This window comes from Mitsuaria sp. WAJ17 (assembly GCF_014174515.1).
Taxonomy (GTDB): Bacteria; Pseudomonadota; Gammaproteobacteria; order Burkholderiales; family Burkholderiaceae_C; genus Roseateles_B.
Window position 1 is genome coordinate 1 of record NZ_JACJUG010000020.1, and the last position, 14,754, is coordinate 14,754.

The following is a 14,754-nucleotide window of genomic DNA, read 5'->3' on the forward strand; positions in this document are numbered from 1 at the left end:
TCCGCGCCGGCCGCGGCGTCCATGCCCCTGTCGATGCCAAGCCGCGGGGGGGCGCCTGCCTCGGTGCCCGCGACGCTGCCTGCGCGTCCGGCCCCCTCGGCCGCGTCCACCGCCAGCGGAGCCCGCCCATGAACAACAGCTTCAGCCTGCGAGCCCTGCGCGACCGCATCCGCCCCTGGACCGAAGGCCTGGACTGGCCCTTGCTGCTCGCGGTGTTCTGGCTGATGGGCCTGGGCCTCTTCTGCATGTACTCGGCCGGCTACGACCACGGCACGCGCTTCATCGATCATTTCCGCAACACCTTGCTGAGCCTCGGACTCATGCTGGCCATGGCGCAGGTGCCACCGCAGCGCCTGATCAAGTTCGCCGTGCCGTTGTACACCCTCGGCCTGATGCTGCTGCTGGCCACGGCCCTGTTCGGCGTGACCAAGAAGGGGGCGACACGTTGGCTCAATGTGGGCATCACCCAGATCCAGCCTTCCGAGATCCTGAAGATCGCGATGCCGCTGATGCTGGCCTGGTGGTTCCAGAAGCGCGAGGGCCAGCTGCGCTTGCCGGACTTTGCCGCCGCTTTCGTGCTGCTGGCCGTGCCCGTGGGCCTGATCGCCAAGCAGCCGGACCTGGGCACGGCCCTGCTGGTGCTGGCGGCCGGGCTCTACGTGATCTTCTTCGCCGGCCTGTCCTGGAAGCTGATCCTGCCGGTGATGGTGGCGGGCGGCATCGGCATCGCGGCCCTGGTGATGAGCGAGGAGCAGATCTGCCAGCCCGACGTCACCTGGCCCGTGCTGCGTGAATACCAGAAGCACCGCGTCTGCACTTTGCTGGACCCCAGCAAGGATCCGCTGGGCAAGGGCTTCCACATCATCCAGGGCGAGATCGCCATTGGCTCTGGCGGCGTGACGGGTAAGGGCTTCATGAAGGGCACGCAGACCCATCTGGAGTTCATCCCCGAGCGCACCACCGATTTCATCTTCGCGGCCTATGGCGAGGAGTTCGGCCTGCTCGGCGCGGCGGCCCTGCTGCTGGGATTCACCGCGCTGATCCTGCGAGGCCTTGTCATCGCCTTCGAGGCGCCGACGCTGTTCGGTCGCCTCATGGCCGGTGCGGTGACGCTGTCCTTCTTCACCTATGTGTTCGTGAACATGGGGATGGTCAGCGGCATCCTGCCCGTGGTGGGCGTGCCCCTGCCCTTCATCTCCTATGGCGGCACGGCCATGGTGATGCTGGGCCTGAGCCTGGGCATCCTGCTGAGCGTCGCCAAGTCCAAGCGCTACAAGCGGCACTGAGCCGGCGGTAGCGGCAGCGCTTCAGCCCCAGGCGGCTTCTGTGTCATCGACGCCCGCTTCGGGCCCGGCCACCGGGTGCGCATGAAAGCGGATGGTGAAGCGCGCGCCGGGCCCCATGCCGTCGGGCTCGACAAAGCCGGGTCGCCGCGGGCGGGCGTCGTCCAGCGTGAGCTCGGCCTCGTGCTGCTGCGCAATCTCGCGCACGATGGCCAGGCCCAGGCCCGAACCGTCCACATTCGTGCCCAGGGCCCGGTAGAAGGGCTGGAAGACCTGCTCGCGCTCGGCCTCGGCGATGCCGGGCCCCGAGTCCTCCACCTGCAGCACGCAAACCTGGCCGAAGGGATCCTCGACGATGCGAACGGTGATGGTGCCGCCGGCCGGCGTGTAGAGCAGGGCGTTGTCGACCAGGTTGCGGATCAGCTCGCGGATCAGGATGGGATGGCCCAGGATGCGCAGGCTGCTGTGCTCCTCGTCGGGGCCCTCGTAGCCCAGGTCCAGGCGTTTGTCGAGGGCGCGAGGGACGAAGTCGCGCACCGTCTCCATCGCGATCTCGGGCAGGTTGATCTCCGAGCGGCGTGCCGCATGTTCCTGATCCTCGGCGCGGGCCATGGCCAGCAGCTGGTTGACCATATGGGCCGCGCGCTGGCTGGACAGGGCGATCTGCTGCAGTGAGCGCTTGAGCTCCTGCGGCGAGCTGCGACCTTCGTCGATCTCGCGCTGGGCGAACTCTGCCTGCGTGCGCAGACCGGCCAGCGGTGTCTTGAGCTGGTGGGCCGCATCGGCCAGGAAGTGCTTCTGGGTGCTCAGCGACTGGTCCAGGCGCTGCAGCAGGTCGTTGATGGCGTGCACCAGGGGCGCCACCTCGTCGGGGATGCGGCGCTCGTCGATGGGGCTCAGGTCGGAGCTGTCGCGCGAGCGGATCCGCCGCTGCAGCTCGTTGAGCGGCGCGATGCCGCGCGCCAGCGCCAGCCACACCAGCAGCACGGCCAGGGGCAGGATCACGAACTGCGGCAGGATCACGCCCTTGATGATCTCGTTGGTGAGGCGAGAGCGCTTGCCCAGGGTCTCTGCCACCTGCACCAGCATCTGTCCTTTGGCATGGCCTTCGGGCGTCACCCACAGGTAGGCCACGCGCACGTTCTCGTTGCTGACTTCGTCATCGCGGAAGCGCAGCTCCCAGGGCACGATGGGCTCGTCCGGATTCGGGGCCGGCAGTTCCTTGTCGCCGCTGAGGAACTCGCCGCGCGGCCCCTGAACCAGGTAGTAAACGGTATCGGATTCGTCGGCCCGCAGCAGGGCCGCGGCCTCGGGCGAGAGCGCATAGCGCGAACGCGCGCTGGCAGCAGCCTGGTTGCGCGGCTCCGCGGCCACCTGCAGGCCCAGCGAGCGGGCCATCTCGCCCAGCTCCCGGTCATAGGGCTTGCTGGCGATGCCCTGGGCGACCAGCCAGGTCAGCGCGACGCTGATGGGCCAGATGACCAGCAGCGGGGCGAGCATCCAATCCAGGATCTCGCCGAACAGGGAGCGTTGACCGCCATCAGCTGCCATCGGGCTCGGCTCGGCAGGTGAGAGGCAAGACCTGACCCCGCATGGGATTCAAGGGCCTGGCGATGCCGGGGCGCATTCAGCCGGGGATCTTTTCCAGGCAGTAGCCCAGGCCGCGCACGGTGGCAATGCGGATGGGCCCCTGCTCGATCTTCTTGCGCAGTCGGTGGATGTAGACCTCGATGGCGTTGTTGCTGACTTCCTCGCCCCATTCACAGAGGCGTTCCACCAGCTGGTCCTTGCTGACCAGGCGGCCGGCGCGCTGCAGCAGCACTTCCAGCAGCGAGAGCTCGCGGGCCGAGAGCTCCACCATCTGCTCGTTGATGTAGGCCACGCGGCCCGTGGCGTCGAAGGACAGGGGGCCGTGCTTGATGATGCTGGACGCCGTGCCCAGGCCGCGCCGGGTGAGGGCGCGCACACGGGCCTCCAGCTCCTGCAGCGAGAAGGGCTTGGCCATGTAGTCGTCCGCGCCCAGGTCCAGGCCCTTGACGCGCTGCTCGACGCTGTCAGCGGCGGTGAGGATCAGCACCGGCATGGTGGCTCCGCGGGCACGCAGCTTGCGGAGCACCTCGAGGCCGTGCAGCCGGGGCAGGCCCAGGTCCAGGATTACCAGGTCGAACTCATGCGAGGCCAGGGCCGCATCGGCTTCAGTGCCGGTCGAGACCTGGTCCACCGCATAGCCGCTGGAGCGCAGGGCGCGCAGCAGGCCGTCGGCCAGTACTTGGTCATCTTCCGCGATCAGGATGCGCATCGGTGTCTCCTTGGCCTTTGTCGCCCGGACGGCAAGGGCGGCAGCTTTCCTGCATTCTAGGGACGGAAATCGGTTGCGAGCCCCTGCCAGCGCATGTCAGCAGCGTGTGGCAAAACCACTGTACAAACATACAGATTCGGCCATAATGCGGGCACTCACAGGAGCAATCAATGGACGCCCCCGCCAAGACCGTCAACACCGAAAAAGCCAAGGCCCTGCAAGCCGCCCTCGCCCAGATTGAAAAGCAGTTTGGCAAGGGCTCCATCATGCGCCTCGGCGAGGGCGAGAAGATCGAGGACATCCAGGTTGTTTCCACCGGCTCTCTGGGCCTGGATATCGCCCTGGGCGTCGGCGGCCTGCCGCGTGGCCGGGTGATCGAGATCTACGGCCCGGAATCCTCCGGCAAGACCACCCTGACCCTGCAGGTCATTGCCGAGATGCAGAAGCTCAGCGGCGTCTGCGCCTTCATCGATGCCGAGCATGCCCTGGACGTGCAGTACGCCCAGAAGCTGGGGGTGAACTTGCAGGACCTGCTGATCAGCCAGCCTGACACCGGCGAGCAGGCCCTGGAAATCGTGGATGCTCTGGTGCGTTCGGGCTCGGTTGACCTGATCATCGTGGACTCGGTCGCAGCCCTGACCCCCAAGGCCGAACTGGAAGGCGAGATGGGCGACGCCCTGCCCGGCCTGCAGGCCCGCCTGATGAGCCAGGCCCTGCGCAAGCTCACCGCCACCATCAAGAAGACTAACTGCACGGTCATCTTCATCAACCAGATCCGCATGAAGATCGGCGTGATGTTCGGCTCGCCCGAGACCACCACCGGCGGCAATGCACTGAAGTTCTACGCCTCGGTGCGCCTGGACATCCGCCGCATTGGCTCCATCAAGAAGGGCGAGGAGGTCATCGGCTCTGAGACCAAGGTCAAGGTCGTCAAGAACAAGGTCGCCCCGCCCTTCAAGACCGCGGAGTTCGACATTCTTTACGGCGAGGGCATCAGCCGCGAGGGCGAGATCATCGACATGGGCGTGGCCGCCAAGGTGGTGGACAAGTCCGGCGCCTGGTATGCCTACAGCGGCGAGAAGATCGGTCAGGGCAAGGACAACGCTCGTGAGTTCCTGCGTGAGAACGCCGACCTGGCCATCGAGATCGAGAACAAGATCCGCGAATCCCTGGGCATTCCCCTGATCGGTGCTGAGGCGAGCGGCGAGTAAGCTCAGGCCGGGCACGGCACCTGGCACCTGGCACCGGACCCGCCCAGTCCCTTTGTCGTGCCTGCGCTCTCCGGTGTCCGCGTCAGCTGAAGTGCCAACCGCAACAGCAACCACAACTGCAGCTGCAGCGCCAACTGCAGCGCCAGGCTACAACCCGTCCACTGAATTCCCCAGCCCATGCACGTCTTGCCCGACAACCACCAGCCCCTGTCTGCCGGCGAGGGCTCGGCTCTGGTGCGGCGCTTCTGGGCGCTGTACCAGGCGAGGCGCTGGTCCGAAGCCCAGGCCCTGCTGGCGCCGTCTGCCGAATGCCTCTGGTGGGCCACACAGGAGCGCTTCCGGGGTGCCGACGCCGTCGTGCATGTGAATGCCGTCTACCCCGAGGGCTGGACCATCCATCTGCTGGACGTTCAGGCCCTGGCGGACGGCCGTGTGCTGAGCCTGGTTCGGGTGGACCAGGACGGGCACAGCTTTTATGCCAACAGCTACTTCCTCATCCGGGACGGGCTGATCCAGCAGATCGATGAGTACTGGTCCGATGTGCAGGCTGCACCTGCCTGGCGGCGTGATCCCCTGGCGCCGCTGGTGGGGCGAGCCGCCATGGCCGTGGATCGGCGCTGCGGCTTGCCTCTGGCGCTGTCCGGCTCGCCGAATCAGGACTGAGGCCCCGCAGCCCACAAGAGGTCGGGACACGACCATGGCCAGCCGTCTCTCAGCGCTCAGCCTCAAGGCGCGCGCCATCGCGCTGCTGGCGCAGCGCGAGCACAGCGTGGCCGAGTTGCGGCGCAAGTTGCTGCGCCTGGCCCAGCAGCGGGACCTGCAGGCCTGGGACGCGGCGCAGGGATCGGCAGCTGGCGCCCAGCCTCAGCGCCGCCCGGACGCGCAAGCGGGCACTCCACAGGACGCCCGTGCGGTCGGCAGTTTTGATCTGGACGAGGACTGGGGGGAAGGCGAACTCGACGCCTTCATGGAAACCTGGGACGCGGAGCCTGCACTTCCCGGTGAAGACGCGCCGAACCGGGCTGCCCCCGGCGCCATCGATCCCGTGATTCTTGGCGATCTAGCGGATCTCGCGGCTCCAGCCCATGCCGGTGCCCTCGATGCCGGGGTGGTCGATGCCGCAGGCCCGCAGGACGACGCTGCCGCTCGCAGCCCGAGGCGCCGCCTGGACGCTTGCGCTGGCGGCCCCCATGCGCAGGACCGCGATGCTTCGCGACGCAGCAGGCGCGTTGCACCGCCCAGCCCGGAGGCCTGGGCGGCCGTCATGGACGAGACCGGCCAGCGGGCCCGCGCGGAGGAAGTCGAGCAGTTGCTGCAGTGGTTGCAGGAGCGGTCCTATCTCAGTGAAACGCGCCTGGTGGAATCGCGCATCAATGCGCGGGCCGCTCGCTACGGCAATCTGCGCATCCAGCAGGAGCTGCGGCAGTTGGGTGTCGCGCCCGACGAAGAGCAAAGGGCCCGTCTCAAGGACAGCGAGTTCGAGCGTGCGCGCGAAGTCTGGCTGCGCAAGTTCGGCGGCGAGGCGCCGGTGGATGCCGCCAGCCGGGCACGCCAGATGCGCTTTCTGGCCGCACGCGGCTTCTCCTCGGAGGTCGTGCGGCGAGTGCTGCGCGGCGATGACGACTGAGGTGTTAGGCACAGGGAATGCGCAGCCCTATGCCGACGCAAGTCCTGCCTGTAACGCAGAGCCTCGAACTGACGCGGGCAAGGCCGCCAGTGGCACCCGCCGCGACCCTCGATGGGCACACGGATTGCCCCGGACTGCACCAAAAGGAGGCACAACGACAGCCTCGTGACAGGCTTGGTGCAGCGCAACATGCTACATTGGCGGCCTGCGCAAGCGCGCCCGCCGGCCTGACGAGGCCTGCGGGCCGTTTTTTGCGCGCTTGCACCGCCGCTGTTTCATGTCCTCCTTGTCCCTCAGTCCAGAGCGTCAGCTGATGCATCGCCGCGCCATTGCCGTGCAGGTGTATTCGCGCGCCGACGGCCTGTTCGAGGTCGAGGCGGAGCTGCAGGACAGCAAGACTCGCGACATCCCCCTGGCTGGTGGCATCCGGCGTGCCGGCGAGCCTGTGCATGACATGGGCCTGTGGCTGGTCGTGGACCGGCATCTGGGCATCCTGGCCGCCACCTCCGGTACTCGCTGGATGCCGTATCCGGGCCAGTGCGACCAGCACGGCGATGCTTATCGGCAGCTGGTGGGCCTGAACCTGATGAACGGTTTCCGGGCCGCCGTCAAGCAGCGCCTGGCCGGCGTCAAGGGCTGCACTCACCTCACCGAGCTCTGCCAACACCTGCCCACCGCGGTGATCCAGGCCTTCGCGGGCGTGGTGTTGGATGTGCGCGAAGGCACGGAAGATGGCGCGCCGCCCTTCCAGATCGACCGCTGCCATGCACTTCGCAGCGACGGTGCAGTGGTGCAAACTCATTACCCTCGCTGGTATCGCGGCGCGGCGGTGACCCCGCCCGCCGCCGGTAACGGCAACCTTTCCTGACTATCCATCAAGCGAGACCTCCCCATGAAGATTCACGAGTACCAGGGCAAGGAAATCCTGCGCCAGTTCGGCGTGCCGGTGCCGCGCGGCATTCCCGCGTTCACGGTGCAAGAAGCCGTTGAGGCGGCCCAGAAGCTGGGCGGTCCGGTCTGGGTGGTCAAGGCCCAGATCCACGCCGGTGGCCGTGGCAAGGGCGGTGGCGTGAAGGTCGCCAAGACCCTGGACGACGTGAAGGCCCTGTCCGAGAAGATCCTGGGCATGCAACTGGTCACGCACCAGACCGGTCCGGAAGGCCAGAAGGTCCGCCGCCTCTACATCGAGGATGGCGCCGACATCAAGAATGAGCTGTACGTCTCGCTGGTCACCGACCGTGGCACGCAGAAGGTCGCCTTTATCGCTTCCAGCGAAGGCGGCATGGATATCGAAGAGGTCGCCCACTCGACCCCCGAGAAAATCATCACCGAGATGATCGATCCGCTGACTGGCCTGACCACCGAGCAGAGCAAAAAGATTGCCGCTGCCATCGGCCTGACCGGCCACTCCGTGGACCAGGCCGTCGATCTGTTCGCCAAGCTCTACAAGTGCTACATGGACACGGACGCGTCGCTGGTGGAGATTAATCCGCTGAACTGCGACTCCAAGGGCAACCTGATCGCCCTGGACGCCAAGTTCAACTTCGACGCCAATGCCCTGTTCCGCCACCCCGAGATCGTGGCCTACCGCGACTTGGACGAAGAGGATCCCGCTGAAGTCGAGGCCTCCAAGTTCGACCTGGCCTACATCTCCCTGGACGGCAACATCGGCTGCCTGGTGAACGGCGCCGGCCTGGCCATGGCCACCATGGACACCATCAAGCTGTTCGGCGGCGAGCCGGCCAACTTCCTGGACGTCGGCGGTGGCGCCACGGCCGAGAAGGTGACCGAGGCCTTCAAGATCATGCTGAAGAACAAGTCCGTGAAGGGCATCCTGGTCAACATCTTCGGCGGCATCATGAAGTGCGACACCATTGCCGAAGGCGTGATCACCGCCTGCAAGGCCGTGAACCTGTCCGTGCCGCTGGTGGTCCGCATGAAGGGCACCAACGAAGAACTGGGCAAGAAGATGCTGGCCGAATCCGGCCTGCCCATCATCGCCGCCGACACGATGGCCGAAGCGGCCACCAAGATCGTCGCTGCCGTCAAGTAAGCCCAGCAAGGAATAGAACCATGAGCATTTACATCAACAAGGACACCAAGGTCATCACCCAGGGCATCACGGGCAAGACCGGTCAATTCCACACCCTGGGCTGCCAGGCCTACGCGAACGGCAAGAACGCCTTCGTCGCCGGCGTGAACCCCAAGAAGGCGGGCGAGAAGTTCTCCGAGATTCCCATCTACGCCACCGTCAAGGAAGCCGCCAGCCAGACCGGCGCCACCGTGTCCGTGATCTATGTGCCGCCCGCAGGTGCCGCGGCCGCCATCTGGGAAGCCGTTGAAGCCGACCTGGACCTGGCCATCTGCATCACCGAAGGCATTCCCGTGCGCGACATGCTGGAAGTGCGCAACAAGATGAAGGCCAAGGAAGCCGCCGGCGGCAAGAAGACCCTGCTGCTGGGCCCCAACTGCCCCGGCCTGATCACCCCTGACGAGATCAAGATCGGCATCATGCCCGGCCACATCCACCGCAAGGGCCGCATCGGCGTGGTCTCGCGTTCGGGCACGTTGACCTATGAAGCCGTGGCGCAGCTGACCGAGCTGGGCATCGGCCAGTCCTCCGCCGTGGGTATCGGTGGTGACCCGATCAACGGCCTGAAGCACATCGACGTGATGCAAGCCTTCAACGACGATCCGGACACCGACGCCGTGATCATGATCGGCGAGATCGGCGGCCCGGACGAGGCCGAAGCCGCCCGCTGGTGCAAGGCCAACATGAAGAAGCCCATCGTCGGCTTCATCGCAGGCGTCACCGCCCCTCCGGGCAAGCGCATGGGTCACGCCGGCGCGCTGATCTCCGGCGGCGCCGACACGGCTGACGCCAAGCTGGCCATCATGGAAGAGTGCGGTTTCAAGGTGACCCGCAACCCGTCCGAGATGGGGCGCCTGCTGAAGTCGCTGCTGTAAGCGACATCCACGCCTGGCGGGGTGCTGCTGCGTGGTTCCACGCAGCAGCCATCCCTGAATGGCGATGGACAATCCCGTCAGGCCATGCCGGTCTGACGCATCGGGGGCTTCGGCCCCTTTGGCGCTTTTGATGCCGGCAAGGCCTGGGGCTGGGCTGCGAAACCCCGTAGACTGGTCCCGCTTGCGGCCTCATCTCTCATTACCTCGTGCACATGGACATGCTCACAAGCCCCGAGTTCTGGCTGGCCGTCGGTCAGATCATCATGATCGACATCCTGCTGGGCGGGGACAATGCCGTCGTGATTGCCCTGGCCTGTCGCAAGCTGCCGGATGCCCAGCGCACCAAGGGCATCATCTGGGGCACCATCGGCGCCATCGTGCTGCGCGTGGTGCTGATCTTCTTCGCGCTGACCCTGCTCAAGCTGCCCTACCTGAAGCTGGTGGGCGCGGTCCTGCTGCTGTGGATCGGCGTCAAGCTGTTGGTGCCGGAAGATGAAGATGAGCATGGCAACATCCAGGCCAGCGACAAACTCTGGGCCGCCGTGAAGACGGTGATCCTGGCGGATCTGGTGATGAGCGTGGACAACGTCATCGCCATCGCCGGTGCGGCCGAAGGTGCGGGCGGCGGGCACCAGATGCCCCTGGTCATCTTTGGCCTGCTGGTGTCCATCCCCATCATCGTCTGGGGCAGCCAATTGGTGATCAAGCTGATGGATCGCTTCCCCCTGATCATCACGCTGGGCGGCATGCTGCTGGGCTGGATTGCAGGCACCATGGCCCTGAGCGACCCGGCCGTGCTGCCGCGCCTGGTCCCCGGCCAGTCGGCTGCGCCTGCTCTGTGGCACTATGGCGCCGGCATCCTGGGTGCCCTGGCGGTGCTGGTGTTCGGTCGGCTGATGGCCCTGCGCGCTGCGGCCGCGAGCCACTGAGGACACCCCATGGGCACAGGCGGCTTTCTGCGCAAGTGGTTCGGGCGGGACAAGACCCCGGACGCGGCGCAGCTGGCGTCCGGGCCCACGGCCGCGCAGGAGACGCTCCCGCCTTCCGAGCAACTCAGCAAGCGCTATGCGCTGGGTGACGAGATCGGGCGGGGCGCCATGGCCATCGTCTACAAGGCCACGGACAGGGGCACGGGCCAGCAGCTCGCCATCAAACGCCTGGCACTGCAGCGCGAGTTTTCTCAGGAAGACCTGGCCGACGTGCGCGCCCGCTTCATGCGCGAGGCCCGGGCGGCGGCCCATCTGGAACATCCCGACATCCTGCGCGTGCTGGATGCCGGCGAGGCCGGCGGCGACACTTGGATCGCCATGGAATACGTGCTGGGTCGGGACCTCAGCCACTTCACTCGCCCCGGCGAGCTCCTGCCTGTGGCCGAGGTGCTGCAACTGGTGGCTCGCCTGGCGCGGGCGCTGCACTATGCCCACAGCCATGGCGTCGTGCACCGTGACATCAAGCCGGCCAATATCATGCTGGACCGGGTCAGCCACAGCGTGAAGCTGATGGACTTCGGCATCGCGCGCATCGCCGACGGCAGCCGCACCCGGACCGGCCTGGTGCTGGGTACGCCCTCCTTCATGTCGCCTGAACAGCTGGCCGGCCTGCACGTGGACGGGCGCAGCGATCTCTACTCGCTGGGCGTGCTGCTGTTCCAGCTGCTGACCGGGCAGCTGCCGCATCAGGCCGAGTCCATGGCCAAGCTGATGTACCGCATTGCCAACGAGGTCCCACCCGACGTTCGCAACTTCCGCCCCGGGCTGCCCGAGGCCCTGGCCATGGTGCTGGCCCTGGCGCTGGAGAAGCGCCCGGAGCTGCGCTATGCCAACGGCGAGCAATTTGCCCAGGACCTCGAGGCGGTGCTCCAGCAGCTGCCGGCGGAGCCCGCCGCGCCGCTGGCCAGCCCGCAAAATCCGCCGCCCGCTGAGGCATTCGCACAAACACTGCGCCTCAGTGGCCAGGATCCGGTGCAGAATTCCGCCTCCCAGCCACCGAAAGATTCCCAAGCATGAGTCTGGAGTTCTTCAGCGCGACCGACGTCGGCCGAGCCCGTGACAACAACGAGGATTCGGTCGCCGTGGACGAAGCGGCCCACCTGGCCGTGCTGGCGGATGGCATGGGGGGCTACAACGCCGGCGAGGTCGCCAGCCAGATGCTCACCAGCTTCATCAAGACCGAGCTGGGGCGCTGGCTTCGCGAGGGTGGCGCCAGCGCTACGGTCCCGGACGTCAAGCGTGCCATGGACATCTGCGTGGACAACGCCAACCGCGCCATCTTCAATGCCGCCAACACCAATCCGCGCTATGCGGGCATGGGCACCACGCTCGTGCTGTCGGTGTTCCGCGAGGGCACCCTGCTGCTGGGCCACGTGGGCGATTCCCGCGCCTACCGCCTGCGCGCCGGCCAGCTGACCCAACTGACCCGTGACCATTCCCTGCTCCAGGAGCAGCTGGATGCTGGCTTGCTGACGCCCGAGGAGGCGGTCTTCTCAAGCAACAAGAACTTGGTAACCCGTGCCGTGGGCGTGGAAGACACCGTCCTCCTGGAGCTGCACGAGCACGAAGTGCAGCCCGGCGACCTCTTCCTGATGTGCTCGGATGGGCTCTCGGACATGCTGGACGAGGCAGCCCTGGCACAGTTGCTGCTTCGCAATGCCTCGTTGTCCGAAACGACCCTGTCCCTCATTGACGCGGCCAATGACATGGGCGGCAAGGATAATATCGCGATCGTCCTGGCGCGGGCTGAGGGGCGCTCCAAGTCCGGTACAAGGCCCTGGTGGCCTTTCGGGCGCAAGTGAGCGGCTGCTTACCCGGCCATAGGCACAAGAGACAGTGCAGCAGGCTTCATCAGAGAAGCAAAAAGATTTGAGGTCAACAATGGGCAAGCTGGTGGTTTCGCTCGACGGCGTGGTGATCAAGGAAGTGCAGATCACCAAGGACAAGACCACGCTCGGTCGGCGCCCCTACAACGACATCGTGATCGACAACCTGGCGGTCAGCGGCGAGCATGCCGTGCTGCAGATGGTGGGGGCCGATGTCTTCATCGAGGACCTCAACTCCACCAACGGCACCTACATCAACGGCAAGGCCATCAAGAAGCAGCTGCTGGCCAACAACGATGTGGTGGAAGTCGGCAAGTACAAGATCCGCTATCTGGTCGAGGAAAACGCCGACTACGAGAAGACCATGATCCTGAAGCCGGGGGCGACTTCGCCAACGGGTTTCGGCCTGCCCTCCGGTTTTGGCAGCATGCCCACTGCGGCCAACACCAACCCGGCCTCCATCAAGGTCCTCAATGGCGCCGCGGCGGGCCGTGAAGTGAGCCTGACCAAGGTCGTCACCACCGTCGGCAAGCCGGGCGTGCAGGTGGCCTCCATTACCAAGCGCCCCAGCGGCTATGTGCTGGCCCATGTGGAAGGCCAGGCCCGGCCCACCATCAATGGCAGCCCCCTGGTGGGCGAGTCCATTGCGCTCAAGAGCGGGGACGTCATCGAGCTGGCCGGCACGCAGATGCAGTTCCTGCAGGCTTGAACGGCCCGGGCTTCAGGGCGCCGTGCAGAGTTCACGGCCCCGGCGACTGCAATCGTCACCCGTCCAATTAGCCGGCTGAATCGGGACTTCGACGCTACCCAGGCCTGGAGGCCCGGCGTACATTGCCTGCACCCGAAGCCACGGCAGATCTGCCTGCTCCCGCAGCGTCAGGTGCGTCGTGCGTTCCCAGCCTTGAGTTTTCCATGAACATCCGCGTCCTGGGTTGTTCCGGCTCCATTGCCGCCGGCTACAAGACCACCGCCTTCCTGCTTGACGATGACGTCCTGATCGACGCGGGCACAGGTGTGGGCGATCTGGAGCTGGCCGCCCTGGCGCGCATCGACCACATCCTGGTGACCCACGCGCATCTGGACCATGTGCTGGGCATCCCCCTGCTGGCGGATTCCGTGATGCGCCTGCGCATGCAGGCCGGTCGCCCGCCCATCCAGGTCCATGCCCTGCCCGAGACCCTGGCGGCCCTGCGTCAGCACCTCTTCAACGGCGTGATCTGGCCCGACTTCACCCGGCTGCCCGAACCGGAGCGTCCTGCCCTGCAGTTCAGGCCCCTGGCTGTGGGCGAGCGCAGGACCTTTGGCAGCCGCCAGATCGAGGTGCTCAGCGCCACGCACACCGTGCCGGCCTGCGGCTATGCCGTGGATGCCGGCGAGGCGGGCCACTGGGTCTTCACCGGGGACACCGGCCCCAACCCGGCCCTGTGGGCTCGCCTGGCCGAGATCAAGGTGGCCCAACTGGTCATCGAGACGGCGTTCGGTGACGATGAGTGCGAGTTGGCCCGTATTTCCCAGCATTTGTGCCCACGATCGCTGGCGCAGGAGCTGCGTCAGCTGGTACAGCCGGCCCAGGTCTACATCACCCACATCAAGCCGGGCGAGATCGAGGCCGTGATGCAGGCCATCCATGCCCTGGACAAGCGCCACAGCGTCACCGCCCTCCACGCAGGGCAGCTGCTGCAGCTGTGAGCCCGGTGCCGCCGGCCAAGCCGCCCGCGGCATCTGCTGACCTCCATTTACCTTCTGCAACGCCCTGGGTTGACCATTTTTGTCAGCCCCTCCGAGGGCCGACCAATCGCGCCAACAGGACTGACAAAAATGGTCAGTTCAAGGGCTAACGAGCGTGACTTTTGCCCGTAGATCCGCACAATCGCAAGCTGGCACGACCCCTGCGTTCAGGGGGGCTGTCCTACCCCCTCAATTTGCTCATAGGAGTAATTCATGAAGTACCTGCAAAAGGGTTTCACCCTGATCGAGCTGATGATCGTCGTGGCCATCATCGGCATCCTGGCTGCCGTGGCCCTGCCGGCCTACCAAGACTACATGGTCCGTAGCCAGGTCTCCGAGCCCGTCTCCCTGCTGACCGGCCTGAAGTCGCCCCTGGCCGAGTACGGCGCAGACAAGAACGCCTGGCCCACCGCCCTGGTGCCCCCGATGACCACGCCCACCGCTGGTCAACTGAACGCCACCCTCGTGGGCAAGTACAGCACGGTGACCGCCGGCGTGACCGGTACCTATCCCACTGGCACCATCACTGCCACGATGACCACCGGCAAGGCCAGCGGTGGGGTTCTGAATCTTTACACCGTCAATGGCGGCAGCACCTGGGCCTGCGGCAACACCACCGTGGACGGCGCCACCGGCACCGGCACGACCATCGACGCCAAGTATCTGCCGAACGCCTGCAAGCCCTAAACGGTTTTTGCATGCCATGATCAAAGGGGGCTCCGGCCCCCTTTGTTGTTTGTTGCGTAGCAAGCGGAGAGACAGTCCAGCTGCGCTTCGGCCCTCCTCCGTGTGGCGCGGGCGGGTGGCTTCATGAGAGACGGATT

General features: G+C 66.2%; 15 protein-coding genes. 13 read left to right on the forward strand and 2 right to left on the reverse strand.

What is annotated here, in order from left to right:
- The first annotated feature begins 128 nt into the window (after window positions 1-128).
- Window positions 129-1,286, forward strand: coding sequence for a rod shape-determining protein RodA (rodA, locus tag H5407_RS16125; protein WP_183105497.1), 1,158 nt, complete (start codon window positions 129-131; stop codon window positions 1,284-1,286).
- A 21-nt stretch (window positions 1,287-1,307) separates the two neighbouring features.
- Here the strand turns inward: rodA and H5407_RS16130 are convergent, their stop codons facing one another.
- Together H5407_RS16130 and H5407_RS16135 are read right to left on the reverse strand one after the other, a co-directional pair.
- Window positions 1,308-2,834 (reverse strand): sensor histidine kinase, encoded by a 1,527-nt coding sequence (locus H5407_RS16130; RefSeq protein ID WP_183105498.1) that lies wholly within the window; start codon window positions 2,832-2,834, stop codon window positions 1,308-1,310.
- A gap of 76 nt (window positions 2,835-2,910) precedes the next feature.
- The gene (locus H5407_RS16135; protein ID WP_183105499.1) at window positions 2,911-3,582 is read right to left on the reverse strand and encodes a response regulator transcription factor; all 672 of its coding nucleotides are present in this window, start codon (window positions 3,580-3,582) and stop codon (window positions 2,911-2,913) included.
- A gap of 170 nt (window positions 3,583-3,752) precedes the next feature.
- On the opposite strand from H5407_RS16135, the gene recA reads away from it, so the two are divergent.
- The 12 genes from recA (at window position 3,753) to H5407_RS16195 (ending at window position 14,617) form a co-directional block, all read left to right on the forward strand.
- On the forward strand, window positions 3,753-4,793 hold the full coding sequence (gene recA / locus H5407_RS16140) for a recombinase RecA (protein ID WP_183105500.1): 1,041 nt from the start codon (window positions 3,753-3,755) through the stop codon (window positions 4,791-4,793).
- Window positions 4,794-4,970: 177 nt separating this feature from the next.
- On the forward strand, window positions 4,971-5,456 hold the full coding sequence (locus H5407_RS16145; RefSeq protein WP_183105501.1) for a nuclear transport factor 2 family protein: 486 nt from the start codon (window positions 4,971-4,973) through the stop codon (window positions 5,454-5,456).
- Between the two features lie 34 nt (window positions 5,457-5,490).
- Window positions 5,491-6,420 (forward strand): regulatory protein RecX, encoded by a 930-nt coding sequence (locus H5407_RS16150; RefSeq protein WP_183105502.1) that lies wholly within the window; start codon window positions 5,491-5,493, stop codon window positions 6,418-6,420.
- Between the two features lie 277 nt (window positions 6,421-6,697).
- The gene (locus H5407_RS16155; protein WP_183105503.1) at window positions 6,698-7,288 is read left to right on the forward strand and encodes a DUF2889 domain-containing protein; all 591 of its coding nucleotides are present in this window, start codon (window positions 6,698-6,700) and stop codon (window positions 7,286-7,288) included.
- 24 nt (window positions 7,289-7,312) lie between these two features.
- The gene (gene sucC / locus H5407_RS16160; RefSeq protein WP_183105504.1) at window positions 7,313-8,473 is read left to right on the forward strand and encodes an ADP-forming succinate--CoA ligase subunit beta; all 1,161 of its coding nucleotides are present in this window, start codon (window positions 7,313-7,315) and stop codon (window positions 8,471-8,473) included.
- 20 nt (window positions 8,474-8,493) lie between these two features.
- The gene (gene sucD / locus H5407_RS16165; protein ID WP_183105505.1) at window positions 8,494-9,387 is read left to right on the forward strand and encodes a succinate--CoA ligase subunit alpha; all 894 of its coding nucleotides are present in this window, start codon (window positions 8,494-8,496) and stop codon (window positions 9,385-9,387) included.
- A 212-nt stretch (window positions 9,388-9,599) separates the two neighbouring features.
- The gene (locus tag H5407_RS16170; protein ID WP_183105506.1) at window positions 9,600-10,316 is read left to right on the forward strand and encodes a TerC family protein; all 717 of its coding nucleotides are present in this window, start codon (window positions 9,600-9,602) and stop codon (window positions 10,314-10,316) included.
- Between the two features lie 9 nt (window positions 10,317-10,325).
- Window positions 10,326-11,393 (forward strand): serine/threonine-protein kinase, encoded by a 1,068-nt coding sequence (locus tag H5407_RS16175; RefSeq protein ID WP_183105507.1) that lies wholly within the window; start codon window positions 10,326-10,328, stop codon window positions 11,391-11,393.
- Complete coding sequence (locus tag H5407_RS16180; protein ID WP_183105508.1) at window positions 11,390-12,178, forward strand: Stp1/IreP family PP2C-type Ser/Thr phosphatase; 789 nt, start codon at window positions 11,390-11,392, stop codon at window positions 12,176-12,178. Before H5407_RS16175 ends, H5407_RS16180 begins: the two co-directional genes overlap by 4 nt.
- A gap of 79 nt (window positions 12,179-12,257) precedes the next feature.
- Window positions 12,258-12,911, forward strand: coding sequence for an FHA domain-containing protein (locus tag H5407_RS16185; protein WP_183105509.1), 654 nt, complete (start codon window positions 12,258-12,260; stop codon window positions 12,909-12,911).
- 203 nt (window positions 12,912-13,114) lie between these two features.
- On the forward strand, window positions 13,115-13,891 hold the full coding sequence (locus H5407_RS16190; RefSeq protein WP_183105510.1) for an MBL fold metallo-hydrolase: 777 nt from the start codon (window positions 13,115-13,117) through the stop codon (window positions 13,889-13,891).
- 252 nt (window positions 13,892-14,143) lie between these two features.
- A complete protein-coding gene (locus tag H5407_RS16195) occupies window positions 14,144-14,617 on the forward strand; it encodes a pilin (protein ID WP_183105511.1) in 474 nt (157 codons plus the stop codon).
- Window positions 14,618-14,754: the final 137 nt, after the last annotated feature.